Source organism: Natrinema sp. H-ect1, assembly GCF_041821105.1.
GTDB classification, from domain to species: domain Archaea; phylum Halobacteriota; class Halobacteria; order Halobacteriales; family Natrialbaceae; genus Natrinema; species Natrinema thermotolerans.
Map to the genome: position 1 here is coordinate 166,280 of NZ_JBGUBA010000001.1, position 26,212 is coordinate 192,491.

Consider the following 26,212-nt stretch of genomic DNA (forward strand, 5'->3'; position numbering starts at 1 on the left):
CCCTCAGCCGCTTCGCTGCGTATCGACCAGTTCAACGACGACCTCGAGATCGACGCCGACCGCCGCCTCCAGCCGGTCGCGGACGTCGTCGGCGAAATCGCCCGGGAGCACCTCGCCCGGCGGTCGTTCGACGAGAACGGTGATGACGGGCCGATCGCCGGTGTAGACGTCGATGAGTTCGTAGTCGACGTCGCTCTCTCGGAAAGTCAGCCCGGCTTCGCTAGCCCACTCCTCGTCGCTCATCGCCTCGAGTTCGGTCTTCGCATCGTGTTCGACGGCGGCAGTGCGGTACGTCCCGTACGTGACGCCGCCGAGGACGACGGAGAGAACGACGATCGCCACGAGGAGGACGACGATTCGGGAGCGAAGGCGACCGTAGACGCGCTCGATGTCCGCGGCCCGGTGCGGTCGGTAGCCGGACGCCCACAGCAGCAACAGCGCCGTGAGGTTGATCGAGAGCATGTTCACGAGAACGAGCGTTCCGGCGGTGACGACGACTTCTGGGTTCCCCCAGGCGATTCCGAGCCCCGCGGTGGCGGCGGGGGGAACGAGCGCGACGGCGATCGCAACGCCGACGAGGACCGAGCCGACGTTCCGAGTGAGGCTGACGACGGCGGCCACGCCCGAGCCCAGCGCGAGAAACAACGCGAGAACGTTCGGCGTGATCCGCTCGTGGATCTGGGGTACCGTCGTGATGTCGAACCCCGGTGGGAGCAACACCGTCCCCCTGAGTGCCCACCCGATCAGCGCCGCCGTCGCGATCGCGACGACCAGCCCGGCCCCCTGCAGGACGACGCCGCGCGTCGCGAGCGACTCGTCGTCGACGATCACGCCGACGCTCGCCGCGAGTGCGGGCCCCATCAGCGGGGCGACGACCATTGCGCCGATGATCGTCGCCGCCGAGTCCAGCAACAGTCCCGCCGTCGCGATCGCCGTACTCACGACGAGCAGGCTGAAGTACGTCGACGCCGCGGGCGCGAGGTCGGCCGCTCGTGCCCGGAGTTCTTCCCGGGAGATCCGCGTCCCGGAAGCCGATCCGGAGACGGCGTCGGTTCGACTCGAAACGATCACCTCGGCCGCCGTGACGACCGTGTACGACCGTTCGTCGAGGCCCGCGTCTCGGAGATCGGACAGCAGCGGTTCGACACCTGACGGCGAAAGCGGAATCGAGACGACGGCCTCGAACTCGCCGCGGTCCGTATCCCGGGAGACGCTGTAATCGACACCGGCTTCGTCCGCCGTCTCGAGGACGAGATCCAACTCGCCCTGCGGCACGAAGACCTGTATGAGACGCATACGGGGTGTATGACAAGGAAAGACATAGGCTATTGTCACACCGTGACGACTACCAGCTGTACCGACGGTTCTGGCGGGAGCGGTACCGGGGACGAGGTGTCGTGGTCCGGACTCAGAACTGCTGGCGGCCCTCGTCGGTGACGACGCTCTCGAGCAAGTCCACCGGAGTGGCATCGTAGGCGGGGTTCTCGACGGCGAACCCGTCGGCTGGTTCGGCCATTACCTCGCTGCCGGGCCGGTGTTCGTTCTCGAAGACGAACCCCTCGGCGACGATCTTCGAGGACGCCCCGAGGACGGTGACCGGCACGTCGAGCCGGTCGGCCGTCGACGCGAGCGGGAAGGTCCCGACCCGGTTATACAGCGTCTCGTCGACGATACAGTCCATGCCGACGACGACCCGGTCACACTCCTCGAGGTAGATCCCGTGTGCGCCGTCGGTGATCAGCGTCGCGTCGACGCCGTCCATGGCGGCCAGTTCCCGCGCGGTCTTGCGCCCGAGATACCGCGGTCGGGCCTCGGTGACGTACACCTCGAAGGTCTTGCCCGCGTCGGTCGCTTGCTCGAGGGCCGCCTGAACCGTCGAGGAGTAGTCGTGGACCAAAAGCGTCGCGCCGTCTTCGAGGACATCGACGGCGTTTTCGGCGGCCAGTTGCTTGCCGGACTCGATCCGCGAGACGACTGCGTCGATCCGCTCGCTGGTGAGGCGCTGGGCCGCCGCGACGTCGTCCGGGTCGGCGTCGGTCACGGCGTCGACGACGTCCCGAACGGCGTTTTGCAGGGAGGCGTGGGAGGGGTTTGCCCCCCGCAGCACGGAGCCGTTGCGCTCGAGGGCGCGGACGTACTCCTCGACGGTGGCGAACTCGCGCTCGGTCAACTCTGCTAGGGCCTGGGCGGCACGGACCGCAACCACCGAGGAACTGTGGGTCTGCATCTCCCGGATCTCCTCGGCCGTCTCGTCGATCATACCTACACGGTTTTCCGTGAGCGGCAAAGGTGTTCCGGGTACTCTCAGGTGGATGCTCGCCCCGCCGTCACTCGGTCTCGTCGAACTCGAACTGATTCCGCAGCTCGGCTTCGATCCGATCGACGAGCGTCTCGAGGACGACGTCGAACTGCTCGTGGTCGGCGGCCGGCCCGACTCGCTCCCGCGGGTTCTCCGGGAGTTCGACGCGGAACGCGCCCGCGCCCTCATAGAACGGTTCGCTCTCGCTCAACACCTGTCGATCGATCGCTTTGAGGACCCGGGAATCGTATTGGCCGTGTAGTTGCTGGTAGGCGCTCGAATAGGCCGCCTCGAGTTCCTCGAAGTATCCTGTCGGCTGTACCGGTTACGCGATTCGCCGGGAATGGCCCGGCAAATCGCTACACTGACTTACAGCCGACAGGATCGGAGACGTACTTTTCCTCGAACTTCTCGGGGTCGAACTCGGTCATAGCAGAGCATCGGAGCGCGAGCGGGGAAACCGTTCGGAACCGACATCGGCCACCGGCGAACGGTATAGGTTGCCTCAGCCCCTAGCCCGCCCCATGACCGTCACCGTCCGCTACACCTGTCCCCACTGCAACGCCATGGTCAGCCTCGAGCGGCCGCCGGATCTAGCCGATCGGTCGGTCACCAAAATCCGCCAGCCGGGCTGGGAGTACGCGAACCCGGACGATCCCGACCGCGAATCGGCCGACGGGATCGAATTCGTCTGTGGCGAGGACGGCCCCGTCACCGACCTCGAGGGCGAGCCGGTCGCGGGCTGTGGCCGCCCGTTCTATCTGAACTTCGTCCGCTACGAGCAGGGGGTCGAACTCGAGCCGGAGCCGCCGACTTACGGCGGGCCGCGGTTCGACTTCAACGGCTGACCCCGCCACGAAACTTATGCCGTGACTGGCCCACGTCGGCCCATGAGCGATCCGCTCCCCGAAGAGCGATCGTCGGAACCGATCACGGTCGAGTCGCTGACGACGGATCTCCGCGATCTCGGCATAGTCGCCGGGGAGACGGTGCTGGTCCACGGGTCACTGTCCGCCCTGGGGTGGGTCTGTGGCGGCGCTCCCGCCGTAGTCGACGCCCTTCAGCGCGTGATCGGCGAGGACGGCACCCTCGTGATGCCGACGCACTCGCCCGGCAACAGGGACCCCACGAACATGGGACACCCGCCGGTGCCCGACGCCTGGTACGAGACGATCCGCGAGGAGCTGCCGCCGTACCGACCCGCCGTGACGCCGACCCAGGGGATGGGCGCTATCGCCGAATGCTTCCGCTCGTATCCCGGCGTCCGCCGGAGCGCCCACCCACAACACTCCTTCGCCGCGTGGGGTGCCGACGCCGAGTTCGTTACTGAGGAACACCCGTACGACGACTCACTCGGCGAGTCGTCGCCGCTTGCTCGGCTCTACGACCTCGAGGGGCGGATCCTGTTTCTGGGCACTACTCACGCGACGAACACCTCGCTGCATCTCGCCGAGTATCGCGCCGACATCGACCTCGAGCAGACGAGCCACGCCAGCGCAGTGGTCGTCGACGGCGAACGCGAGTGGATCGAGTGGGCGGACCTCGATATCGACGACGGCGACTACCCGGACTGCGGCGAGGCCTTCGAACGTGCCCACCCGGACGCGTTCGAAACCGGCGAGGTGGGTGTTGGCGACGCAAAACTGCTCGAGCAGCGTCCACTCGTCGACTTCGCCGTCGACTGGTTTGAGGCGACGCGAGAGTAAGCGACCCGTTCGCGATCCACCGCTCCACGTCGCCGTCGCTCCCTCGAGCCCGGCGGCGACGGCCGCTTCCGGTGAACACAACCCTTTTCGACCGTCGGACGAACCTACCGACATGGACGAAGCCGCCGTTCGCGACCGCCTCCGGACGGTCGAGGATCCGGAACTCGGCGACGATATCGTGTCGCTCGGACTGGTCAACGACATCACGGTCGACGGCGACGAGGTCGCGATCGATCTCGCACTCGGCGCTCCCTACTCCCCGAGCGAGAGCGACATTGCCGCCGCCGTCCGCGAGGCGCTGACCGACGCGGGCCTCGAGCCGGACCTGACCGCCAGCGTCCCGGACCGCGACGACCTCACGAGCGAGGATCAGGTGCTGCCGAACGTCAAGAACGTCATCGCCGTCGCCTCCGGGAAAGGTGGCGTCGGCAAGTCGACCGTCGCGGTCAACCTCGCGGCCGGACTCTCGCAACTCGGCGCTCGAGTCGGCCTCTTCGACGCCGACGTCTACGGGCCGAACGTGCCGCGGATGGTCGACGCCGACGAGCCGCCGATGGCCACCGAGGACGAGACGCTCGTCCCGCCCGAGAAGTACGGCGTGAAGCTGATGAGCATGGCATTCCTGACCGGCGAGGACGACCCCGTCATCTGGCGCGGTCCGATGGTCCACAAGGTCATCACCCAACTCACGGAAGACGTCGAGTGGGGCCACCTCGACTACCTCGTCGTCGACCTCCCGCCGGGGACCGGCGACACCCAACTGACGATGCTCCAGACCATGCCCGTCACCGGCGCGGTCATCGTCACGACGCCCCAGGACGTCGCGCTGGACGACGCCCGCAAGGGCCTCGAGATGTTCGCCAAACACGACACCGTCGTGTTGGGGATCGCCGAGAACATGTCGACGTTCGCCTGTCCCGATTGTGGCGGCGAACACGATATCTTCGGCTCCGGCGGCGGCGAGGACTTCGCCGAGGAACACGAACTGCCGTTCCTCGGTTCGATCCCGCTCGATCCGGCCGTCCGCGAGGGCGGCGACGGCGGCAAGCCGACGGTGCTGAAAGACGACGACGCGACCAGCGACGCCGTCCGGACCATCACCGAGAACGTCGCCAACAACACCGGGATCGTCCACCGACAGGCGATCTCCCAGAGCCGGCGCAACGAGGCCGCCTCCCCCGACCGATGACCGACGGCAGTGAGGCGGACGACGCCGGGGCTGACGAGTTCGAGCCCGACCCCGAACGCGTAGACCGGCTGCGGGAGATCGCCGACGACGTCCGCGGCGAGACCAGCGAGAGCAAACAGCTCGCGAACATCCTCTACCGGACCAGCGACCTCTACGACGAGGACGAAGAGACCTCGCCCGAGGAGATCGTCCGCAACGTCAAGTTCATTCTCGAGGTCAACGAGCGCGGCGGCCTCGGCCGCTGAGCGGACAGCGGCGATCGCGGCCGATCGCTCGGCGCGGCGCTTTTGTCGATCCGCCTCGAGGGGCCACTGTGGACGCGAATCAACGGTCTCGAGCGAACCCCTACGGCATGGACGAAGACTGCCGGAACTGTCCGGCGCTCTGTGAGACGCGCGAGCGGGTCGTCCACGGCTACGGCGACGTGGCTGCGGACTTCCTGTTCGTCGGCGAGCGGCCGACCACACGGGCCGACGAAACGGGCATCCCCTTCGCCGGCGCAGGCGGGAGCGACGGCGACGGTGGGCTCCGGCGGATGCTCGAGCGACTCGGCCTCTGTGCCGTCGACTCGCCGGCCGACGCGCCCGCCCTCGAGAACGTCTACGTGACGCATCTCACGCGCTGTCGCGACCCCGACCGCCGACCGACCGACGCGGAGGTCGACACCTGCGAGCCGTATCTCAGCGCCGAGATCCGGATGATAAACCCCGAGATCCTGATTCCGGTCGGCGAGCGCACGCTCTCGGAACTCGGCCGCGAGTACACCACGACGCCCGCGGCGGACCTCGGGTTCCCGGACGATCACGCGCGGCGCATCCGGGGTCGGGGCTTCGAACTCGTCCCGATGATCGAGCCCCGCGAGCAGACCGCCGAGCAGACCCAGAACTGGCTCGAGGCGTTCGTCGAGCTGATGGCGTCGGACTATCGGCAGACGAAGGGGCGACAGGAACGGTAAGGAAGCGGCGGTGATCGAGCGGCGCTACCAGTAGGGGTTCTCGCGCCAGCGGCCCGAGCCGATGCCCGAGGCGATCAGCGCGGCGACGGCGACGGCGGCGACGGCGAGGACGCCCATCGACGGCGCGAGGTACTCGCCGGGCGAGTCGAGCAGATAGCCGGTTGTGAACCCGTACAGGCCGAAGACCGCCAGCGCGGCGATGACGGCCGTCGCGACCAGTCCAGCGATCGAACGTTCGTCCATACCGACTCGCACGCACTCCCCCACTATAATTCGTGGTCTTTCGACGCCGGTACCCACCCTCGGGAAGCGCCGCGTTCAAGGACCGCGACCGTGGAGTACCGGCCATGATCGTCGTCGTTCCGGTCGACCCGCCGCGGGACGGACTCGTCCTGTCCGCGCTCGCCGACAAGTCGCCGCTGACCGACTCCGAGGCCACGTCCCTCTACGAAGCCGCCGTCGCCGATGTCTGCCGGGCCGTCGCCTCGAGCGGGGGCGACCTCCTGGTCAATTACCGTGACGCCGGGACCCTCCCCGAGACCCACGCTGACGGCGACCCCGAGGCCGAGGTCCGGGCGCTGGTCGTCGAGGCCTTCGGCGAGGACGCCGCGGTCCGGTTCGAGCGCCAGGTCGGCTCGAGCCGTTCGGCTCGCGTGGGCAACACGGTCACTCACCTGCTCGAGCAGGAGGAGGCCCAGAGCGTCGGCGTCCTCGAGCCGACGGCACCGCTGGTCAATCGGACGGAAATCGACGGCGCGGCGATGTCGCTGCGCCGGGACGACGTCGTCCTTGGGCCCTCGACCGGCGGCAGCGTCTACTTCGCGGGCTTTTCCGAGCCGATCGACTTCACCGACGCCCACACGCCGCCCGAACTGTCGACGCTGGCTCGACGGGGGGCCGACGCCGGCCTCGGCGTCGGGTTCGCGCCGATGCTGCCGACGATCCGGACGCCGGCCGGACTCCGTGAGACCATCGCCGGCCTCGAGGCACGACGCGCGGCCGGTCGGCCGAGTGCCGAGGCGACTGCGGCGCTCGTGGGCGAACTGGGACTTCGGGTCGGTGAGGACGGGACGCTCGAGCGCGCGTAGACCGACAACCCTTTTTGAGCGTGTGCGGAAGCGATAGGTGAGGTGGGGTGGCAGAGCGGCCCAACGCGCCTGCCTTGAGAGCAGGTGGCTGTCAAGCCTCATGGGTTCAAATCCCATCCCCACCGCTTTTGCGACGCGTTCGCGAGTAATGCGAGCGAACGCCCGTGAGAACTCCGTTCTCAAGATGAACGGACGTGAGGAGCAAAGCGTCAAGATGGATTTGAATTAGACCGAGGTTCTGCGAGCGTAGTGAGCAGGTTCTCGGGCGTGGTTCAAATCCCATCCCCACCGTCTTCTCACGAGTACGATACGACGAGCGAAGTCGTTCGAAACGGTGAAGCCGTTTCGTGATGACGAAAGACGCCCAGCGTCTTTCGAACCACGAGGAGTCTCTCGAGCGGAAAACGAAACGGTGGGATTTGAATCAACGAGTGAAACTCTCAGGCTTCGTTCAGCGAGCGTATCGGTACAACGACTCAGGAGCGCGGTTCCTTCTCGAATTCCCGCTTCAAATACCGAGCGAGGTGTTCGGCAAACAGTTCGACGCCGGCTTCCGAGAAATCGATGTGTAGGTCTTCGGGTATCGAATCGACGACCTCTTTCGCCGTCTTTTCCGCGACTGGTTTGATGTTTTGTTCCTGAATACTCCAGTATCCCAGGAACAGAACGATGGCACTCGCTTCCGTTTCGGTCGCTGCCTCCAACTCGAAGTCGAGTATCTTCTTCGGTCCAGTTGGATCGTTCTGGTAGAGTTGCAACTGCAGCCCGTTCGTTAGCACGCCGAACTTAGCACCGGTGTCGTCGATGTATCCGTTCAGCTGATCGAGATGGTTCTCTAACGTTCGCTCTGGTCCTTTGAACTCGTATACGACCGTCTTCGTGTCTCGGATCGTATTCCCCTTTCCGGACGTGATGTAGTCGACGTAGCCACTCGGAACCGCGTATTCGCTCCGGAGGTCCGTCCCGACCCGCTCGTACCCTAACAGTTGGAAGTATCCCTCGTTGAGAAAGACCATCTGCACTTCGTCCTCAGAAAAATCCCGCGAGACGATCGCACCGATATCGTTCAACACGTCGGTAAATTCGGAGGTTTCGAGCAAGAATTCGGGGTCGGTCTCCATAACGCGTCTATTCTAGTACTCGAGAAGAGCGTTTCGAAAGAAAGGCCGTCCCGTGGTCCACTCTCGAGGCAGTCCTCGAGATACTATAGCGGAGTCATAGCCCACCCGGATCTCCGTACGGACGCTTCGTCCGGTTGCTCGAGAACAGATGCGGCGAAGAAATCAGAGACGGTCGGGTCGCGACGCAGTACCGCCGGACCGAGGTCCTATTCGTAGGACAGCTCGAGATCGAGCGTGCGCTCGAGGAGGTCCTCGTCGTAGTACTCCTCGGTCTGGCCGGGTCGCATCTCGTGGATCGCGCGGACCTGCTGGACCGTGTTACGGAAGTTCTTGAACGTGGCCTCGTCGACCATCTGGCCGTCGAGGGTGACCGCACCGGTCCCCTCGGCCTTGGCCGCGTTGAAGCGCTCGATCTTGCTCACGTCGCGCTCGAGTTCCTCGGGCGTGGGCATGTGGACGGTGTTTGCCTGCAGGGTCTGTTTGGGATAGAGCGACCAGGAGCCGTCGAGCCCGAGCTGGGCCTCGTGTTCGACCTGATCCGCGTAGTCGTCGGCGTTGTAGAACGTCAGGCCGGCCCGTTCCTTGAACAGGTCGTCGAAGGGGCCGCCGATCGAGACGAGACCGGCGGCGCTGGCCTCGTTCGAGAGCGCCTCGAGCAGGCCGTCCCAGCGGGGCATGCCGTCGCCGAGGTCGCGGCCGCCGAGTTCGGCGGCGTAGTCGACGGGACCGAAGACCAGTCCAGTGAGCCGGGAGTCCTCGCCGAACTTGGCGATCTCACGCAGATCCGAGCGGGCGCGGCCGGTCTCGATGATGATCGAGAGGCCGATGGAGCCGTCCTCGTAGCCGTACTCGGACTCGGCCTCGGCGACGACCTCGGCGGCACGCTCGACGTCCTCGAGGCGGCCGACCTTGGGGACGACGACGCCGTCGATCTCGTCGCCGATCTCGGCGACGAGCTGGTCGATCTGGTCGCGGCCCTTCTCGCGGTACTCCGCGTCCTCGTAGCTCCACTCGACGCGGGGCCAGATCTCGCCGGGGAAGTCGTACTCGGGAACCTTCTCGATGGTGTTCTCGAGCCCCTCGGCTTTCATGTTCGGCGCGGTGCCGTCCTCCATGTCGGGGACGAGCCAGTCGGGTGCCTGGAAGCCCTCGGCCTCGAGCGCGGAGACGAGGTACTTCGCGGAGTCGTCTTTTGGAACGGCGGCCGGTGCAGTCTGGAACGTACGGCAGAGTCGGATGTCGTCAGTCATGTGTTCGTATCTGAGTTCGTGATTGTCCGCGGTCGTTTGTGATAATCGATCGTGTTAGTTAGAACGCTTTCGGATCTCGGCCGTCCGCGTCCCCGAGTAGACGGGTTCGTCGTTCTGGTTGAACGCGATGTGCTGGAACCGGACGGTGCCGGCCGCGTCGCTCGAGGCGTCGTCTTCGGCCTCGAGGACGCGCGTGAAGGCGTAGACGGTGTCGCCCACGGCGACGAACGTGTGGAAGGATTCGTCGTCGAAGCCGACCTCGCGCCACGTTTGCTCGTCCGAGCGAGCATGGCCGAGTGCCGTCGACCGGGTCACGTCGCCGTAGGTGACGATGTTGCCCGACGGCGAGTCGGACATGACGTCGACGTTGTGATGCTGTTTGGCAGTGTTGAGCGTCGACAACGGCAGCGAGGCGACGGTCACGTCGTCCTGCGTGCGACCGCGCTCGTGGCGGTAGGCGACGGCGGCGTTCTCGTCGTCGGCGTCCTCGAGGGCCGCGACGAAGTCCTCGAAGTAGCCCCCTTCGGGTGCGATGAACTCGTCGGGGAGTGTGGGTTCGTCCTCGTCTTCGGCGGCCGCAGCGCCGCTCCCGTCCGTGGCCATCGGCTCGCGGCGCGGAATCATGTTCGTCCGCTCGTAGGAACAGAGAACGTCACCGGTCTCGGCGTCCGTACCGCGGGTGCGCCAGGAGACGATGCCGTACTCCGGTCGGGAACTCGAGGTCGCCGTGTTGACGACCTCGCTCTCGACGTGGAGTTCGGTGCCCGTGTAGACCGGCGCCTCGGGGAAGCGAACGTCGGTCCGACCGAGGAAGTAGCCGCCCTTCTCACTGAGGTCCTCGACGGTGATCCCCAGCGTCGCGGCGGTCAGATAGTCCGGGTGGACCGGCGGTTCGTCGAAACCACGCGCTGCGGCGGCGTCGCTGCGCCAGTAGGCGGGGTCGTGGTTCAGGGTCTGGCTCATCCACTGTTCGTTGCCGAACTGGGTGAGCGTGAGGCCGGGGTCGTGTTCGATGATATCGCCCTCCTCGAAGTCCTCGAAGCAGTTGCCCTTCTCCTTGGTCTCGACTTCCTCGAGCGCCTGTGCGAACGTGTCCGGATCTGTCCAGTCAGTCATCTGCAGTCACCTCGTCAGTGTCGGTCGCTAACTGTTCGCGTTCCCGGCGGGCGATCGTCCGTCGCATCTCGTTTTCGACGATCATGTAGCCCTCGTCGAAGCCCATGCCGGGCTTTGCCAGCACCTGTGCGGCGTTGGTCGCGAGCGCGACGTGGGCGCAGGCTCGCGCCGAGGTTTCGGTCTCGTTGCAGGTCCCACCGAGGTAGGCGCGGGTATCGGTTCCCTCGCAGTAGCGGACCGCCTGCCCGCTGCGGTGGATACCCCCGAGGTCGGGGGTCTTGACCTGCACGAGGTCGGCGGCCCCCGAATCGACGAACGCCTGCACGTCCTCGAAGGTGTTACACCACTCGTCGGCGACGATGTCGACGTCGACGCCGGCATCTTTCAGTCCCTCGCGGAGTTCGACCATCGCGTCGATCTGGTCGGCACGGTTGCCGACGTCCATCGGCCCCTCGATCTGGATCGGGTAGGGCGCGGCGGCTGCCTCGAGGTCGGCGAAGTAGTCGACGACCTCGTCGCGGTCGTAGGGCGCGCCGAAGATCTCGCCGATCATGCCGTAGACGTCGATGTGGAAGCGAGGGTCGTAGCCCTCCGGGCCGAGTTCCTGGGAGCGCTCGACCAGCCACTCGACGTACTCGAGCAGCACTTCGCCGTTCTCGCCGATCTTCTCGACGCTGTTGATCAGGGCGTGGGGCAGGACGGGGACGCCCTTGACGAACATCTTCTCGGTGTTGTTGTACCGGTCGTCACCGGACTGGCCGAAGACCGGCACCGGCTCCGTGGCGGGCTCGGTGCCCAGTGCGTCAGCCATCACGTCCGTCTTTGTCTTCCCCGTGGCCGACCCCGCGGCGGCGAGTAAGGCCTGCGAGACGCCGTAACGGATCGCGGTGTGGAGCCGGTCACCGTCGACCTCCAACTGCTCGAGGGACTCGGCGTTGTCGAGGAAGTCGGTGGCGTCCCGGCCCTCGAGTGCGTCGGCGACGGGGCCCTCGATGACCGGGGCGTACTCTTCGGCTTTGAACAGCGGGTCGCGCCCGCCGGCACCGGAGTACTGGACCGCGGCGCAGTCGCCCCGGACAACGGTCCCGTCGGCGAGTTCGATGTCGACGATGATCGACTCGCCGGCCTGGCGAATCTCGTCGAAGCCGTCGGTAACGGGCTCGCCCTCGTAGGTGAACCCGTCGTGTTCGGCACCTTGCTTGATCGCGCGCTGATCGTCGAAGAAGAACCCGGAGTAGCCGGGCGTGGCGTGAATTCCTGTAATCTCCATTTAGACGTCACCCTGTGGCTGTGACTGCGGTCGGCCGATGAGCTTTCCGTCGCTGATCGCGTCGACGTCGTCCGCGACCATGCGGAACGACTGATCGCGGCCCTCGGTGTCGGCACGTCGGGAGAGTCGGGCCTTGTGAATCTCCTTGATGTCCTCGTCCATCTCGAGGTCGGCCCACTCGAAGATGCGGACGCGACCGTCGTCGTCGCGTGCGGGGAGGACGGCTCCTTTCGCGCTGTCGCTGGGTGCGAACGGCACGTCGAGTGCGCCCGAGTCGAAGGCCTTGAGCGTCCCCTGAACGACGTCGCCGTCGCCGTGTTCGAAGATGGTGTCCATCAGACAGCGGGTCTCGCGCTCGATGAGGTCCTGTTCCTCCTCGATGCCATCGATGTCGATTTTCTGCTCGATGGCCATGTCGATGACCTGCCGCGTGGTGCGCAGGCCGGCCGAGTTGGCCTCCTTGGTCGGGACGCCCTGGAACTCCTGTGGGGACTTGGTGATGACCTTGTCGGGCTGGGCGATGGCGGCGGTCATGCCGCCGAGGCTGATCACGCCGTTGGCGCGGGCCTCGTCCGGCGGGAAGCCGCCCATCCACTCGTGGAAGACCGTCGTGACGACGACCTCGTCGGGCAGATACTCGTTGCCCAGCTTCTTCAAGGCGTTCAGGGCGGCGACGTCTTGCACGACGTTACCGACCTGCCCGTAGCCGAGGGTGATCGAGCGCACGCCCTGCGTGGCGGCGAGTTTCCCCTCGACCAGCATGACTGCGATCGCGATCGACGGCGGGACCAAGGTACCGGTAAGGGGGCCGAACGGCTCGCGGTTGATCCGCACGCCCCGTTCGGTGTAGGCTCCCGCGAGTCGATCGACGAACTGCCACTTCTCGATGGTCTCCTCGAGCCCGTGGCGTTTCGTGTACGGAATGTTGTAGGAAATCGGGCCGCCCTCGAAGCTCTGGAAGCCGCCGGCGAAGGTGATCGCCGCCAGCAGGCGGGCGTCGGGCGTCCCGTGGCGCACCTCGATCGGCGCGTCGACCGCGTCGATCAGCTGTCGACAGCCGTCGACGCCGTGATTGACGGCGGGGAACCCGTTGAGCGTGTCGTCGCCCGTCTCGAGGGCCTTGTCCAGCCCCTGTTGGGCCTTCTCGTACTCGTTGTCCCGGGTGTAGGAGTCGATCGTGGTCGGCAGGAGATCCGCCTGTCCCTCCTCGTGGAGGTATCGCAGGAGTTCGATCTGATCGTCGAGCCGGGGGACGCCGGCTCGTGGCTGCAGAAGGGGCTTGTCGGCCGACTCGAGGACGTCGGCGAATCGCTTGTGGTCGGGCAGCGATTCGTGGTACTCGATGGCCTCCTCGAAGTCGACGTCTTCGCCCGTCGGCCAGTTAGATCGAATTTCCTCGTCGATACGCCGTAGCTCGTCGGACGGAATACGTTCGTCTCGTATCATCTAGGAACTAATAGTAGCGCGTTCCGACTCCGTCGGTGTGATCTGGAGGTCTTCGCGCAGCGCGGCAATCGCGTCCTCGGGATCGGTTTCCGAATCGAAGACGCGGTCGAAACCGAGTTCGCGGAAGGTCCGACGGGTTTCCTCGAACTCGTCTTGCCCGACGGCGAGGTTGCCGCCGATGTAGGTGACCGCGTCGACGCCCGCGTCCTCGAGAACGCCTTGGAATCCCTGACAGTCCTGCTCGGCGTGTCCGTAGAGCGAGGAGACGAGTACAGCGCTGGCGTCGTGGGCTTTAGCGGCCTCGGCGAACTCCTCCTGGGAGGTCTGGACACCGAGGTTCACGACATCGAAGCCGGCTGCGCTGAAGGCTTGCTCTAGGATTGTGATGCCAACGACGTGGGCATCGGAGCCGATCACGCCGAGGACGACCGTTTGGGACATCGTACTCGGACTCATGAGCGACCGGTGTATAAACCTAATGATCTTCCATGATAATACTCCTTAAAGATCCTAAGACCGTCCCAATGGGTGATGCTCACTCAGCCCTCGGTACCTGCCACCAACTACATAATCGATGGTAAGGGTTTTGGTACTGGTTTGGAAAGGGGGGCATACAGACATGGGCGCACTCTCGAACCTTCGCGTGCTGGATCTGACCCAGGTGCTTGCCGGGCCGTACTGCACGATGTTGCTCGCGGACATGGGCGCGGACGTGGTCAAGATCGAGCGGCCGGGCGGCGATATGATCCGGTCGAACCCGCCGTTCGTCGACGACCCCGACGAGGAAGCCTACGGGGGCTACTTCCAGAGCGTCAACCGCGGCAAGAAGAGCATCGAGCTGAACTTAGGCGACGAGGAGGATCGTGCGGACTTCCTCTCGCTGGTCGAGGAGGCAGACATCGTCGTCGAGAACTACCGCTCCGGGACGATGGAGAAGTACGACCTCGGCTACGAGACCCTCACAGAGTACAACGAAGATATCATCTACTCCTCGATTCGGGGCTTCGGCGACCCGCGGACCGGCGAGACCCACCGCCAGGGCCAGCCCTCCTTCGACCTCATCGCGCAGGCGCTTGGCGGCGTCATGGAAACCACCGGCCAACCCGACGGCCCGCCGACCAAGACCGGTCCCGGCGTCGGCGACCTCTTCACCGCGACGCTGAACTGCATCGGGATTCTCGCCGCCGTGAACCACCGCGAACAGACCGGCGAGGGCCAGTACGTCGACACCGCGATGTACGACTCGATGCTCAGCTTCACCGAGCGCGCCATCTACCAGCAGTCCTACACCGGCGAGGCCCCCACCCGACGGGGCAACTCCCACCCCACGCTCTTTCCCTACAACGCCTTCGAGACCGACGACGGCTACGCCGTCATCGCCGCGTTCAACAACAACCACTGGGCCGAACTCTGTGACATCATGGGTCGCGAGGACTTGGCCGAGGAGTACCCCACGACCGCCGAACGCCTCGAGAGCCGCGATCACCTCCGCGGCGAGATCTCGGAGTGGGCACTCGAGCAGACCAACGACGAACTCGTCGGCCAGCTCGAGGGCCGGGTCCCGGCCGCGCCCGTCCAGACCACCGAGGAGATCTTCGAAGACGACCACGTCCACGCACGCGACATGCTCGTGCCCGTCGAACAGCCCGGGGCCGACACCGACGTCGAGATCGCGGGCAATCCGATCAAGATGAGCGAGACCGAGCCCGAGCCCCGCGGTCGCGCGCCGCTGCTGGACGAACACCGCGAGGACGTGCTGGGCGAGCAGGCAGAAGAGACGGCCGACGACTAACACCGATTGTTTGTTTTCTGATATGTGGGTCGGGAAGATGAGTTAAATTCCGCCCGACTTCGTAGGCTCCCTTAGCGAGTTCCGACTTTTCTTCTGCTCGATCACGAACGTCGCGACGGAGTTCCTCGAGGTCCATTGGTAGTTCTTCGAGAATCATCGGATACCTCTTCGTAGTGTGACAAGAGATAAAAATGTCGGCCCAGTACAGTACACACCTGTCTGAACTCTCATCCTACAAAATCTCGTGTAGTATGTGTTCGAGGCCTTGCTCCAACTCCGAGGCCTGCAGGATCGTTACCGGGTTCTCGGTTTGCTCCTCGAGAGAGGCCGTTTCGTCCTCAAGGTCCTGCGTTACCAGCAGGCCGTTCCACCCGGAGCCGAAGTACTCGTCCTCGTCGGGACCGAAAACGAACTCCTCGTTGACACGGAGGAAAGCGAGGTACTCCAGCGTCTCCTTGATCCCACGTCGGATCGTGTCGACGTTGGCACTGTTTTTGACCTCGACGATCAGGTACTCGTGTTGGTCATCGTCCTCAGAGATGACCTCAAGGACGATCACGTCGGGGCGACCGGTGTGATTCCTGAACTCTCGACCGAAGTAGTCGCTCGCGATTTCCTGTGCCTCGAGCTGGACTTTGTCGGTCCGCGAGAGTGTCTCCATGTCTCTGTCGGGTTCGGCGACGAACGACAGGTTCCGATCGCTCGCCGAGTTGTCGTGGTAGAGGACGATCTCCTTCTCGTCCTCGAACCGCGCTACCTCCTGTCGGCCCGTCGCGATCGTCTTGTACGTCGGCCGATTCTCTTGGAGTCGCTCGAGCGTTGCGACGAACCGAAAGAGGACGAATAGTTCGAACAGCGAGTCCTGATCGTCGGGGGCGATCGCCGTCTCCTCGAGTAGTGAGCGGATCGCGTCGGCGTCGCCATCGAACAGTCGCTCTCGAGTCCGCAGGAGCGACGCCGCCTCGCGGTACACGGCGTGGCGTGAGTTCGCCGCCGTGGTGAGCATTCGCTCCGTCGGCTCGTAGCTGTCCGGATCGCGAATCCGTCGGACGTGGACGTTTCGCTCGACGATCCGCTGGAGTTCATCGATTAGATCCTCGCTTCCCTTCCACGTCTCCTGTACCCAGTCGTAATCGTCGCGGAGGTACTCTTCAGCTTCCCGGATCGTCGTATGGACAATCGAGATCAGACGTTTGAGGACGATGTTTTCGGGGATGTCGTAGTCTATCGTCCGGTCATCACAGACGAAGATGGACCGGTCTCGAGGATGCTCGGAATACCTCTTTTTGATCGTCTCGTTCCAATTGATTCGGCCATCGACCGTTCCGCGGCGGGTTCTCGACGTCGTTCGCGTTTCGGTTCGAATGCTCCGTAGGTGGCTCCGAAGGTCGCGAACGAAGTCGACGATGTCAGATTTGAGGATGAAGTGGAGGTCGAGGAGGAGTTCGTACTCCTCGAATCGTTCATCCAACTGTTCGGGTTTAATCGACGCCGCCAGCTCGCGTTCGGGAAACGACCCTCGCATAACGTGTGCGAGGATGTCCTCGGTCAGTTGATCGAGGAGTTCGTCCCTATTCATTTTCGGCGAGGGTCACCTGTAGCATCTCTCGAGCGGCTTGCTCAAGCAGCAAATCGTCGATCTCCCTGACGGCCGCGATTTCGCGGACGATCTGCCGTCGCTTCGGGACGCCCTCGAGCTGCGGGAAGACGTAGCTGATGACGGCCTGCGTGAGATGGTACTCGAGGTCCGATTCGGGATGCTGATCCACGTAGCGGAGTACGTCCTCGACGATCGCTGGCCCGATCGCTCGCTCCTCGACGGCATCGTTTGTCTCCCGCCAGACGCGGCCGGTCGCCATCGCGACGTTCCGATCGGGGTCGAGTCCCCACGCGTCCGCATACTCGTAGACGAGGTCCTCCAACTGGTCGTCGTCAGACGGAAGGTCGGGAGCCGACACGCGAATAAATGCGAATCGGCGCATGAACGCGTAGCTCATCTCGTAGAGCGATGTCTTGTCGTAGGTGTTCATCGTCGCGAAGATCCGCCACGAGTCCGGCACGACGTACTGGTTGTCCGCCGGAAGTCCAGTCAGTTCGTCGGTCGTCGTGAGTTCGATCTCGTGACCGTCCTTGGTGTACGGCAACTGCACCGACTGGCCGGAGAGAAGTGTGAAGAGTTGGCCGAACGCCTTGTCGATGTCGGCGCGGTTCAACTCGTCGATGACGATCAAATCGTTCGATTGCGTTCCCGTCCGGTTGTTCTTGAGACGGTTAAGGACGACACCTGGAGTGAACGCGAGGTCGTCGCTACCGCTCTCGTCGGATTCGTTCGGCATGTAACCGCCGACGGTGTCGAACGTCGACCAGTCGGCGGTCGCCGTGGTCAACTCGTAATCCGAATACAGGTGCGGATAGCCGTCCACGAGGGACGAACAGACTCGACGAGCGATTTCCGTTTTCCCCGTGCCCGGCGGACCGGTCAGGAGGATATGTTTCCCCGATCGCAGCGCCGTCGTGATCTGCTCGAGAATCCGCTCGCCCTGTTCGTCGGGGAAATAGAGCCCGTCGAGCGTCGCGGCCGGTATCGAGCCCCGATACGGTTTGTGAACGTTGATCGGAGAGACTTCACGCAACTCCGGCGAAAGCGCCTCGAGGAGGGTGACGGGTCTGTCGTAGTCGATCGTTCCGTCGTCGTTCCGAAACGCCGCGTATTTGGACTGAAGGGGGAATCCCGTACCGGACGCTTCCCCACAGAGGCCGTTGGCTCGGTCGATCGAGAGCGACCCCGTCGTCAGTGCAGCAGCCTCGCGATCGATCTCCGCGATCGACTTGTCGACGATCGAGCGAGACGTATCGATATCGTCGATCGAACCCGTGAGGAACAGCCGATCGAACGTTACGATAAACGGATAGTGTACGTCGGTTTCGTGTTCGTCTCGCCACCACCGCTCGTCGTTCTCGAACCGTTCGCCGAGGATGCCGACACCAATAATCCCGTTCGGTTGGCGGCTGAGATCCTCGGCCGATGGCTCGGCGCGGGAATGCAGGATCGCAACGTCCCCCTTCGAGACGCCCTCCCACCGATCCCGGTGGTCCGTTTCGAACGAGACTGCCCCGTACTCGACGCTCGTGAGCCAGTAGTCGGGCGGCGCAGTGAATTTGTAGACCGTCGGCGATGTCGTCCGAATATGGGAGAGTACCGGATGGCTACTGTCCGACGGCTCAGGCATCGATCCTTCGTCCGTCGGTACCGTGTACGTCTCTCGGAGGATGCTGTTCAGTCGGGGCTGGCTGAGGACACCGCCCGCGTGATCTATCTCCGCCTGGAGGAAACGGACCCAGCAGAGAAAGAGTGTCTTTGCCGGTGCGAACGAGCAGTGGGATCCGACACCGAGTTCGTCGGCGATCTCCTCGAGTTCGGGTTCGATCGATTCGTAGATCCGCCTGAGTTGATCGAACGTCGCCGCTGTACTCGCCGAGACGGTACCCGAGGGTTTGAACCCGGAAAGGGAAGCCGACCACTCGGCGATGAGTGCCCGTCCGAGGCGGGTCTCGAGCCATGACACGTCTCGGTCGGAGTCCTCGAGTCGCGCTCGAATGTCGGTCATCGCTGCCTCGAGGGTCTCGTAGTCCTCGACCGGTTCGGCCGGATAGAGCTTGCGACCCCGAATCTCCTCGATGAAAGCCGAAATCGAATCGTATTCCTCGAAGAACGTCGATCCGCCGCGTTCGAAGTCGATCGAGCTGAACGTGTCGTTCGGCCACCCTCGGAAACCGAGCGTCTCCCAGAAGTCCTCGCGTTCGAGGGTCGTCTCGTAGACGGGATCCAAAAACATGACGTGGTGATACGTGGCGTCCGACACGTCGCCCCACCCGATCGCGTCGGTAAACGCCGTCGCCGTCTCCCCGTCCAGAATCGTCGCGTGATCGATACGTGCCAGCAGCGTGTACTCGCCGCCACGACGGCCATCTCGATCCGCGAACAGGAGGTAGTCCCCGGTGTCGGCCGCGATGTCTTCTCGATTGCCCCAGACGCGAAGCGTCTCGTACTCGAGAGGGATCTCACAAACGTCCGCAAGTCGGTCCCGACGAACGCCGTCGACGGCGGTTCGCTCGAAATTGATCCGGATCGGCTCGTCCGCTTCCGTTTTCACCGGAACCTGATAGACCGTCGGCGGCCCGTTATTGTCCGTCTCCGCGGATAGTCCCGCACCCATTGTTCTCTAAATCGAGACAGTATCACCGTATAAATCCTGTTGCAGCATCACGATTCCCTCTCCGGGTTCCGCTCTTTATACGCCGACGACACCCGAGACACGCTCGAGGCGAGGGCCATCCGAAAAATCGAGACTCGAGCCCCGCTTACGGACCGACCGGCCGACCGACGATGCCGACGGAGAGGTGGTGTGTCGAATGGTGGATTCGCCCGCGACGGCCGACCGGCCGGCTGACCGCCGAGGCTCGAGCCGACCCGGCTACTCGAAGCCTACGAACGTCGCCGGCGGCACCGTACAGCCACAGGGCTGGAGGTGGCTCGTGTCGGGGCCGGTGACGACCGACACCGTCACCGGCTCGCCACAGCGGGGACAGTCCGGCAGCGACCAGTCGTCGTCCGACTCCCGGTCGCTCGCGGGGTCCCTAGCCATCGCAACCACCACGTGCGGCGCGCGTGGCAGAGGCTCCTTGCGTCGGGCGATTTGTGCGTCGTGCGGGACGTTTATATCCCGGAAGTAGTAACGTAATCATGGCTTCAACCCTTGCGGGTTTGGAAGCCAGTCTCGGGTGCTGTGACACCCGGGGCATTTCGATGTGCCCCCTGTTTCGGAGCCTGACTTCCAGTTAGTACGTTTAGCTGTTCGGACTTATATCTACTGTTGGCGCGGTGGAATAGAGGGCGCTCGAGCGATCCCGAGCGGCGCGTCCCGGCGGGCCTCGAGCGTCGCCGTTTCCGGACGCCGGGTGGCGGCCTCGAGGCGGCCCGTCGCGATCGAGCGGCCAGCCACAATCTATATCCGCGTCGTCGCGAGAGAGGGGGCATGAGCATTCGGGACGGGCCCCGCTCTGGGGGCGTCTCGATGGACGAGATCCGTGTCCTCTGCGTGGACGACGACCCGCAGTGGGCCGTGAAGATCGCCGAGTTGCTGGACCGACGCGACGTCGCCATCGACACGCTCAGTGCCACCCGCGCCAGCGAGGCCCTCGAGTACCTTGCCGACCGCGAGATCGACTGTATCGTCTCCGAATACGACCTGCCCGACGCCGACGGGCTGGCGCTGCTCGAGGACGCCCGCTCGGAAGTCGACTCGATCCCCTTTCTGCTGGTTACGGGCTCGGGCTCGGAAGCGATCGCGAGCGAGGCGATTTCGGCCGGCGTCACCGACTACGTGCGGAAGGCCGACGACCCGGAGCGGGACGCGGCCCTCGCCGACGCGGTCGTCGATGCCGTCGAGGCGGCCCAGCGCCGCCGGGAACGCGAGCGACAACTCCACGCCGTCGAAACCGCACAGGAAGGGGTCAGCATCCTCGACTCGAGCGGCCGATTCGTCTACGTAAACCGGGCCTACGCCGACCTCTATGGCTACGAGCCGGCGGAGCTGATCGGCGAACACTGGGAACTGATTTACCCGGACGACGAGGTCGCCGCCGCCCACGAGGAGATCATCCCGACGGTGATGGCCGAGGGCGAGTGGTATGGGGAAACGACCGGGCTCCGGGCCGACGGCACCACCTTCGTCGAGGCCCACTCGCTGTCGACGACGGGCAACGGCGATCTCATCTGTACGGTTCGGGACATCACGGACCGCAAGGAACGCGAACGCGATCTCGAGCGCTACGAGACGATCATCGAGGCGCTTGGCGATCCGGTCTACACGGTCGGCGACGACGGGCGCTACACCTACGTCAACGACGCCTACGCCGAGATGACCGGCTACGAGAAAGACGAGATCGTCGGCGAGCCGATCTCGTTCCTGCTCGACGACGAGTCCGTCGAGCGCGGGGAAGCGACCGTCGGCTCGCTGCTGTCCGCCGACACTGAGGGCCGCCAGTGTACCTACGAGATCACCATCGAGACGAGCGACGGCGAGCGGATTCGGTGTGAGGACAACGTCTCGCTGTTGCCCCTCGCGGACGGTCAGTACCGCGGCGTCGCCGGCGTCGTCCGCGATATCACCGCCCGCACCGAGCGCAAACGCGAACTCGAGGAGTACGAGACGATCCTCGAGACGATCCCGGACGAGGCCTATCAACTCGACGCCGAGGGCTACATCACGAAGGTCGTCCCGCCGAGCAACGGCGAGGTGACGACGACCGGCTACCGACCCGAGGAACTGGTTGGGGAACACGTCTCGCTGATCATGGACGAAGACGACATCGCCACCGCCGAAGCGGAGATCAGGGCCCTGCTGGCCGATCCGGACCGCAATCACGCCTCCTTCGAGATGGAGACGGTCACGAGAGACGGCAGGCGACGCCCCAACGAGAACCACATCTCGATCCTGCCCTCCGACGAGGACGGCCGCTTTCAGGGGACCGTCGGCGTCCTGCGGGACATCAGCGACCGCAAGGAACGCGAGCGCGAGCTGAAAGCCCAGAACGAGCGCCTCGAGCGCTTTGCCAGTATCGTGTCCCACGACCTCCGGAACCCCCTGAACGTCGCACAGGGCCGCCTCGAGCAGGCCCGCCGGACCTGCGACTGTGACGAGACCCACCTCGAGGAGGTCGCGTGGGCCCACGACCGGATGGGCGTGTTGATCGAGAACATCCTGACGATCGCGCGCGATCGGGATCCACAGCCCGACCCGGAGCCGATCGATCTCGCGGCGATCGTCGACGACTGCTGGGATCACGTCGACACCGGGACGGCCGCGTTGCGGGTCGACACCGACGCCGTCGTTCGGGCCGATCGGGCGCGGCTCAAGCAGTTGCTCGAGAACCTGCTTCGCAACGCCGTGGATCACAGCGACGTCGGCCCCGCGGGCCCCGACGGCGATGGGGACCGCTCCGGCGTCACGATCACGGTCGGCGACCTCGCGGGCGGGGACGGCTTCTACGTCGCGGACGACGGCCCGGGGATCCCGCCCGACGAACGCGAGCGGGTCTTCGAGAGCGGCTACTCGAGCGACGGGGACGGGACCGGCCTCGGGCTCGCGATCGTCGAGCGGATCGCGGCGGCCCACGGCTGGACGGCGACGGCGACCGAGAGCGCGGCCGGCGGCGCACGGTTCGAGCTGGCCGATGTCGACTCGGTCGGCCGGTGACGGCGACGAGGAGAAATCCTTTTGCGGGACCCCCACACACGTCGAGGTATGAGCAACGATTGGCCAGTCGATCCCGACGGCGAGGAGGGCAGCGAGGGGATGCGCAAGTTCGACATGCGGATCATCGCGGACAAGGTCGACGAGGAGGAGGACTTCCCGATGGTGCGCGACGAGTTCGTCGAGGAGTACGGCGACTATCCCGTCCGAATCAACCACGAGACGGTCGTCGCGCTCAGCGACATCTTCGAGTACGTCGAACCCGCGGAGTTCGAGACGATGGTCGACATGCACAAGGCCGTCGGCGCGGCGATGCGCGAGGGCGGTTTCTGGAAGTACCACCCACACGGCAAGGACCCGGAGAAGGTCCACGCCTGATCGGGCGCCCGCTCCATCACGAATCTGGATTACGTATCACTTATACGACGGCGTTCGAAAGGAACGTTCACAGTGACTAACACGCAGGTAACGCTCGTTCAGATCGACAACTACGGCCCCTGGACCGTGACCCCGGAGCCCCGCCGGGAAGCGGACCTCCAGACCATGCAATCCCGACTGTACGCCGACATCTCCCAGTTCGTCGGCAACCGCGACGGCTACACCTTCTTCACCCGGTTCGACAACATCATCGCCGTCACGAACGGCTGCTCGATGGAGGACCACGCGCTCCTCCAGGAGTCGGTCGGCAACCGATACCCCGTGACGCTCAGTCTCGGCGTCGCGACCGGTCGCAGTCCCGTCCAGGCGCTGTCGGACGCGACCGAACGCCTGCAAGACGCCGGCAGCGCACAGGACGAGGACCGTCGGGAGTGTCTCGAGGGACGGGCCATCGACGAGGAGTTCCGGGCCGACGAGGACGTCCAGATCGCCCACTTCGACGTGATCAACGCGACCGGCAACTACACGGACGAACTCAACGCCTTCGACACCTTCATCGAGATCGAGCAGGGCTATGCGGAACTCATGCGCCACATGCGCCACGCCCACGACAGCCTCTCCTTCTTCGTCGGCGGCGACAACGTCATTGTCGTCTGCCCCGATCTCGGGACCGCCGACTACGAGGAGGCAGTCACACACGTCGCGGACGCCGTCGGCGTCGAGATGCAGGTCGGCGTCGGTCGCGGGAAGAGCGCCCACGAGGCCGGCTACGACGCCAAACACGCCCTCGAGACCTGTCGGGCCGACGGGACGCGGGTCGAACTCGAGTGGGAGAACGCCTGAGTTCGGGAGTTAGAGAACTTCGCTCCCGATTTTCTTAAGTGTGGTGGAGGTAGCTTTTAGCCCGTCCGTGTGATCCGTACACGTATGGAATCGGAACTGTCCGTCAGGGACGTGCTGACGAGCGAGTACGTCGGCGTCAGCGAATCGGATACCGTGCTCGACGTGGTGCGGCTCATGCGCGAGGAACGGACCAGCTGTGCGCTGGTCGTCCGGGGCTCCGAGCCCGTCGGCATCGTGACCGAGTGGGACGTCCTGGAACTGATCGCCGGGGAAGGCGAGCCGTCCGCGACGACCGTCGACGAGGTGATGACGACGCCGGTCATCACGGTCGACCCCGACCGATCGCTGACCGACGTCGCCACCACGATGGCCCGCCAGAACATCCGTAACGTCGTCGTCGACGGCCCGGACGGGATCGTCGGGCTCGTCACCCAGCGCGACGTCATCGCGGCCGCCAGCTCCTTCCAGGCGACGATGACTCCCGCCCGCTCGAGCGAGCCGCCGATCGATCGCGACCGCGGCATCGCCGAGCCCGCGACCGCGCCCCCCGCCGGGGAGGGCGAGGCTGCCGTCCTCCCCAACGGCGGCGACGAGTACACCACCCAGGGCGTCTGCGAGGCCTGTGGCTCGCTCGCGGACGCGCTGTGGGACGCCAACGGCCAGCTGGTCTGTTCGGACTGTCGGACGGTGTAGGCCGCTCTCGGAATTCACAACTGCGTGTGGTGTGTCATCAGTCAACGCAGACTATCTCTCCGATAGAAAGACCTTTCGGGTGCCGCAGTGGACTGACCGGTAATGATCGCGACCCTCGACGACCTGGACGTCGAAGGGACTACCGTCGGTGTTCGCGTCGACGTCAATAGTCCGATCGACGACGATGACACGCTCGCGGACGACGCCCGCCTGCGCGCCCACGTCGATACCCTCGCGGAACTGCTCGAGCGGGACGGTCGGGTCGCCGTCCTCGCCCATCAGGGCCGACCCGGCGGCGACGAGTTCGTCTCCCTCGAGTCCCACGCCGAACGGCTCTCGGAACTGCTCGGGCAGCCGGTCGACTACGTGGACGCCACCTTCACCGACGCCGCCCGCGAGGCCGTCAGGGACCTCGAGGACGGCGACTGCGTCGTCCTCGAGAACACCCGCTTCTACAGCGAGGAGTACATGGAGTTCGAGCCGGAGCGGGCCGCCCGGACCCATCTGGTCGAGGGCCTCGAGCCGGTGTTGGACGCCTACGTCAACGACGCCTTCGCGGCGGCACATCGCTCCCAGCCCTCGCTGGTCGGGCTCCCAACGGTCCTGCCGAGCTACGCCGGCCGGGTCATGGAGTCCGAACTCGACGTACTGGGCTCGATCGAGGAGACCGACGAACCCCGCGTCTACGTCCTCGGCGGGGCGAAAGTCTCCGACTCCATCGACGTCGCCTGGTCGGTCCTCGAGAAGGGGCTGGCCGATCACGTCCTCACGGCCGGCGTCGTCGGCAACGTCTTTCTCATCGCCGACGGCGTCGACCTGGGCGACGCCAGCTCCGATTTCATCTACGACCAGGGCTACTGGGACGAGATCGACCGCGCCGCGGATCTGCTCGACGCCCACGGCGACCGGATCGCGCTGCCCCGCGACGTCGCCGTCGACCGGGACGGCGGCCGCCACGAACTCGGCGTCAACGCCCTTCCGCCGGGCGACGGCGAATCCGCCATGGACATCGGCGGGTCGACCCTGGAGTACTACCGGCGCGTCCTCGAGGACGCCGAAACCGTCATCCTCAACGGCCCCGCCGGCGTCTTCGAGGACGACCGCTTCGAGACCGGGACACGACAGCTCTACGACGCCGCGACCGACATTCCCACGAGTATCGTCGGCGGCGGCGACACCGCCTCGGCGCTTCGCCAACTCGGCGTCGAGGGCTTTTCACACGTCAGCACCGGCGGCGGCGCGGCCCTCCGGATGCTCACCGCCGAATCGCTGCCCGCCGTGACCGCACTCGAGAATGCCCCCGAGCAACCAGCGGCCGACGATTGAACTCGCCACGCGGGCCGACCTCGACGCTCTCACGGACCTCTGGGTCGACCTCGCCCACGACCAGCGCCGGTACCAGTCGGCGGTCCGCCCCGAGGCCAACCGCGAGGCCATGCGGGAGACGCTCGGTGCCTATCTGGTCAGCGACGGCCTGTTCGTCGCCCGCCTCGAGGGCGCGATCGTCGGCTTCGTCTCGGTGACGGTCGAACGCGGCACCCTCGAACTCGACACCACGCGCGGCCTGCTCTCGAACATCTACGTCCGGCCGGCCTACCGGGGACAGGGGATCGGCACCGCCCTGCTTGAGGCCGCCGAAGCGTCGCTCGCCGACCGCGGCGTCGACGAACTGCTGCTCGAGGTGATGGCGGACAACGAGGCCGCCCGTCGGTTCTACCGCCGCCACGGCTATGATCCGTTCCGCGTGTCGATGACGCGCTCGCTCGCGGACCGCGACGAAAACGATACACACTCAAAGGAGGACGGCTAA

At 65.2% G+C, this 26,212-nt stretch carries 26 protein-coding genes, 1 tRNA gene and 1 pseudogene; 14 read left to right on the forward strand and 14 right to left on the reverse strand.

The features are described from left to right. Positions 1 to 3 precede the first annotated feature (3 nt). From ACERIM_RS00870 to ACERIM_RS00880, 3 genes and pseudogenes are all read right to left on the reverse strand, one after another. Positions 4 to 1,296: a TIGR00341 family protein gene (locus ACERIM_RS00870; protein WP_373630754.1), complete on the reverse strand. Its 1,293-nt coding sequence runs from the start codon at positions 1,294 to 1,296 to the stop codon at positions 4 to 6. A gap of 112 nt (positions 1,297 to 1,408) precedes the next feature. Next, positions 1,409 to 2,260, reverse strand: a complete 852-nt coding sequence (locus tag ACERIM_RS00875; RefSeq protein ID WP_373630756.1) for a translation initiation factor eIF-2B — start codon at positions 2,258 to 2,260, stop codon at positions 1,409 to 1,411. 67 nt (positions 2,261 to 2,327) lie between these two features. After that, positions 2,328 to 2,606: pseudogene (locus tag ACERIM_RS00880) on the reverse strand (DUF5783 family protein); the annotation flags it as partial. Between the two features lie 217 nt (positions 2,607 to 2,823). Between ACERIM_RS00880 and ACERIM_RS00885 the strand changes: the two are divergent. The 5 genes from ACERIM_RS00885 to ACERIM_RS00905 all read left to right on the forward strand — a co-directional run bounded on the left by ACERIM_RS00885 (position 2,824) and on the right by ACERIM_RS00905 (position 6,149). Beyond that, positions 2,824 to 3,147: a hypothetical protein gene (locus tag ACERIM_RS00885; protein WP_373630757.1), complete on the forward strand. Its 324-nt coding sequence runs from the start codon at positions 2,824 to 2,826 to the stop codon at positions 3,145 to 3,147. A gap of 42 nt (positions 3,148 to 3,189) precedes the next feature. Continuing rightward, the gene (locus tag ACERIM_RS00890; protein WP_373630759.1) at positions 3,190 to 4,005 is read left to right on the forward strand and encodes an aminoglycoside N(3)-acetyltransferase; all 816 of its coding nucleotides are present in this window, start codon (positions 3,190 to 3,192) and stop codon (positions 4,003 to 4,005) included. 112 nt (positions 4,006 to 4,117) lie between these two features. Then, complete coding sequence (locus ACERIM_RS00895; protein WP_373630762.1) at positions 4,118 to 5,194, forward strand: Mrp/NBP35 family ATP-binding protein; 1,077 nt, start codon at positions 4,118 to 4,120, stop codon at positions 5,192 to 5,194. Then, on the forward strand, positions 5,191 to 5,439 hold the full coding sequence (locus ACERIM_RS00900; RefSeq protein WP_373630764.1) for a hypothetical protein: 249 nt from the start codon (positions 5,191 to 5,193) through the stop codon (positions 5,437 to 5,439). Before ACERIM_RS00895 ends, ACERIM_RS00900 begins: the two co-directional genes overlap by 4 nt. A 107-nt stretch (positions 5,440 to 5,546) precedes the next feature. Continuing rightward, positions 5,547 to 6,149, forward strand: a complete 603-nt coding sequence (locus tag ACERIM_RS00905) for a uracil-DNA glycosylase family protein (RefSeq protein WP_373631389.1) — start codon at positions 5,547 to 5,549, stop codon at positions 6,147 to 6,149. A 24-nt stretch (positions 6,150 to 6,173) separates the two neighbouring features. Here the strand turns inward: ACERIM_RS00905 and ACERIM_RS00910 are convergent, their stop codons facing one another. Continuing rightward, on the reverse strand, positions 6,174 to 6,392 hold the full coding sequence (locus ACERIM_RS00910; RefSeq protein WP_373630766.1) for a hypothetical protein: 219 nt from the start codon (positions 6,390 to 6,392) through the stop codon (positions 6,174 to 6,176). 104 nt (positions 6,393 to 6,496) lie between these two features. Between ACERIM_RS00910 and ACERIM_RS00915 the strand changes: the two genes are divergently transcribed. Further along, positions 6,497 to 7,237, forward strand: coding sequence for a hypothetical protein (locus ACERIM_RS00915; protein WP_373630768.1), 741 nt, complete (start codon positions 6,497 to 6,499; stop codon positions 7,235 to 7,237). A gap of 41 nt (positions 7,238 to 7,278) precedes the next feature. Continuing rightward, positions 7,279 to 7,362, forward strand: a tRNA-Ser gene (locus ACERIM_RS00920). 351 nt (positions 7,363 to 7,713) lie between these two features. Here the strand turns inward: ACERIM_RS00920 and ACERIM_RS00925 are convergent. The 6 genes from ACERIM_RS00925 to glmS form a co-directional block, all read right to left on the reverse strand. Continuing rightward, a complete protein-coding gene (locus ACERIM_RS00925; protein WP_049964453.1) occupies positions 7,714 to 8,358 on the reverse strand; it encodes a type I restriction enzyme HsdR N-terminal domain-containing protein in 645 nt (214 codons plus the stop codon). A 206-nt stretch (positions 8,359 to 8,564) separates the two neighbouring features. Further along, positions 8,565 to 9,608, reverse strand: a complete 1,044-nt coding sequence (gene citE, locus ACERIM_RS00930; RefSeq protein WP_006181782.1) for an L-malyl-CoA/beta-methylmalyl-CoA lyase — start codon at positions 9,606 to 9,608, stop codon at positions 8,565 to 8,567. A gap of 54 nt (positions 9,609 to 9,662) precedes the next feature. Next, positions 9,663 to 10,724 (reverse strand): 2-methylfumaryl-CoA hydratase, encoded by a 1,062-nt coding sequence (gene mch / locus ACERIM_RS00935; RefSeq protein WP_006181783.1) that lies wholly within the window; start codon positions 10,722 to 10,724, stop codon positions 9,663 to 9,665. Continuing rightward, positions 10,717 to 11,994: a methylaspartate ammonia-lyase gene (locus ACERIM_RS00940; RefSeq protein WP_373630771.1), complete on the reverse strand. Its 1,278-nt coding sequence runs from the start codon at positions 11,992 to 11,994 to the stop codon at positions 10,717 to 10,719. The genes mch and ACERIM_RS00940 overlap by 8 nt, the downstream gene beginning before the upstream one ends. After that, positions 11,995 to 13,440, reverse strand: coding sequence for a methylaspartate mutase subunit E (locus tag ACERIM_RS00945; RefSeq protein ID WP_006181785.1), 1,446 nt, complete (start codon positions 13,438 to 13,440; stop codon positions 11,995 to 11,997). It abuts the gene before it with no gap. Further along, positions 13,441 to 13,896 (reverse strand): methylaspartate mutase subunit S, encoded by a 456-nt coding sequence (gene glmS / locus ACERIM_RS00950; RefSeq protein WP_006648954.1) that lies wholly within the window; start codon positions 13,894 to 13,896, stop codon positions 13,441 to 13,443. 163 nt (positions 13,897 to 14,059) lie between these two features. Here glmS and mct point away from each other — a divergent pair, with 163 nt between their 5' ends. After that, a complete protein-coding gene (gene mct / locus ACERIM_RS00955; protein WP_373630772.1) occupies positions 14,060 to 15,232 on the forward strand; it encodes a succinyl-CoA:mesaconate CoA-transferase in 1,173 nt (390 codons plus the stop codon). Positions 15,233 to 15,464: 232 nt separating this feature from the next. On the opposite strand, the gene ACERIM_RS00960 is transcribed toward mct, so the two are convergent. The 4 genes from ACERIM_RS00960 to ACERIM_RS00975 form a co-directional block, all read right to left on the reverse strand. Next, complete coding sequence (locus ACERIM_RS00960) at positions 15,465 to 16,811, reverse strand: hypothetical protein (protein WP_373630774.1); 1,347 nt, start codon at positions 16,809 to 16,811, stop codon at positions 15,465 to 15,467. Continuing rightward, positions 16,804 to 19,449: an AAA family ATPase gene (locus ACERIM_RS00965; protein ID WP_373630776.1), complete on the reverse strand. Its 2,646-nt coding sequence runs from the start codon at positions 19,447 to 19,449 to the stop codon at positions 16,804 to 16,806. Before ACERIM_RS00965 ends, ACERIM_RS00960 begins: the two co-directional genes overlap by 8 nt. A 258-nt stretch (positions 19,450 to 19,707) precedes the next feature. Next, on the reverse strand, positions 19,708 to 19,878 hold the full coding sequence (locus ACERIM_RS00970) for a hypothetical protein (RefSeq protein ID WP_373630778.1): 171 nt from the start codon (positions 19,876 to 19,878) through the stop codon (positions 19,708 to 19,710). Positions 19,879 to 20,100: 222 nt separating this feature from the next. Continuing rightward, the gene (locus ACERIM_RS00975) at positions 20,101 to 20,235 is read right to left on the reverse strand and encodes a hypothetical protein (protein ID WP_373630780.1); all 135 of its coding nucleotides are present in this window, start codon (positions 20,233 to 20,235) and stop codon (positions 20,101 to 20,103) included. 33 nt (positions 20,236 to 20,268) lie between these two features. Here ACERIM_RS00975 and ACERIM_RS00980 point away from each other — a divergent pair, with 33 nt between their 5' ends. The 6 genes from ACERIM_RS00980 (at position 20,269) to ACERIM_RS01005 (ending at position 26,212) form a co-directional block, all read left to right on the forward strand. Continuing rightward, entirely contained in the window at positions 20,269 to 22,491 is a 2,223-nt protein-coding gene (locus ACERIM_RS00980) for a PAS domain S-box protein (protein ID WP_373630782.1), read from the forward strand. Between the two features lie 48 nt (positions 22,492 to 22,539). Further along, positions 22,540 to 22,866: a DUF5785 family protein gene (locus ACERIM_RS00985; RefSeq protein ID WP_006181792.1), complete on the forward strand. Its 327-nt coding sequence runs from the start codon at positions 22,540 to 22,542 to the stop codon at positions 22,864 to 22,866. A gap of 72 nt (positions 22,867 to 22,938) precedes the next feature. After that, positions 22,939 to 23,709 (forward strand): GTP cyclohydrolase III, encoded by a 771-nt coding sequence (locus ACERIM_RS00990; RefSeq protein ID WP_006648960.1) that lies wholly within the window; start codon positions 22,939 to 22,941, stop codon positions 23,707 to 23,709. Between the two features lie 84 nt (positions 23,710 to 23,793). After that, positions 23,794 to 24,402, forward strand: a complete 609-nt coding sequence (locus ACERIM_RS00995) for a CBS domain-containing protein (RefSeq protein WP_373630784.1) — start codon at positions 23,794 to 23,796, stop codon at positions 24,400 to 24,402. A 102-nt stretch (positions 24,403 to 24,504) separates the two neighbouring features. Beyond that, positions 24,505 to 25,728 (forward strand): phosphoglycerate kinase, encoded by a 1,224-nt coding sequence (gene pgk, locus ACERIM_RS01000; protein WP_373630785.1) that lies wholly within the window; start codon positions 24,505 to 24,507, stop codon positions 25,726 to 25,728. Beyond that, positions 25,697 to 26,212, forward strand: coding sequence for a GNAT family N-acetyltransferase (locus ACERIM_RS01005; protein ID WP_006648963.1), 516 nt, complete (start codon positions 25,697 to 25,699; stop codon positions 26,210 to 26,212). Before pgk ends, ACERIM_RS01005 begins: the two co-directional genes overlap by 32 nt.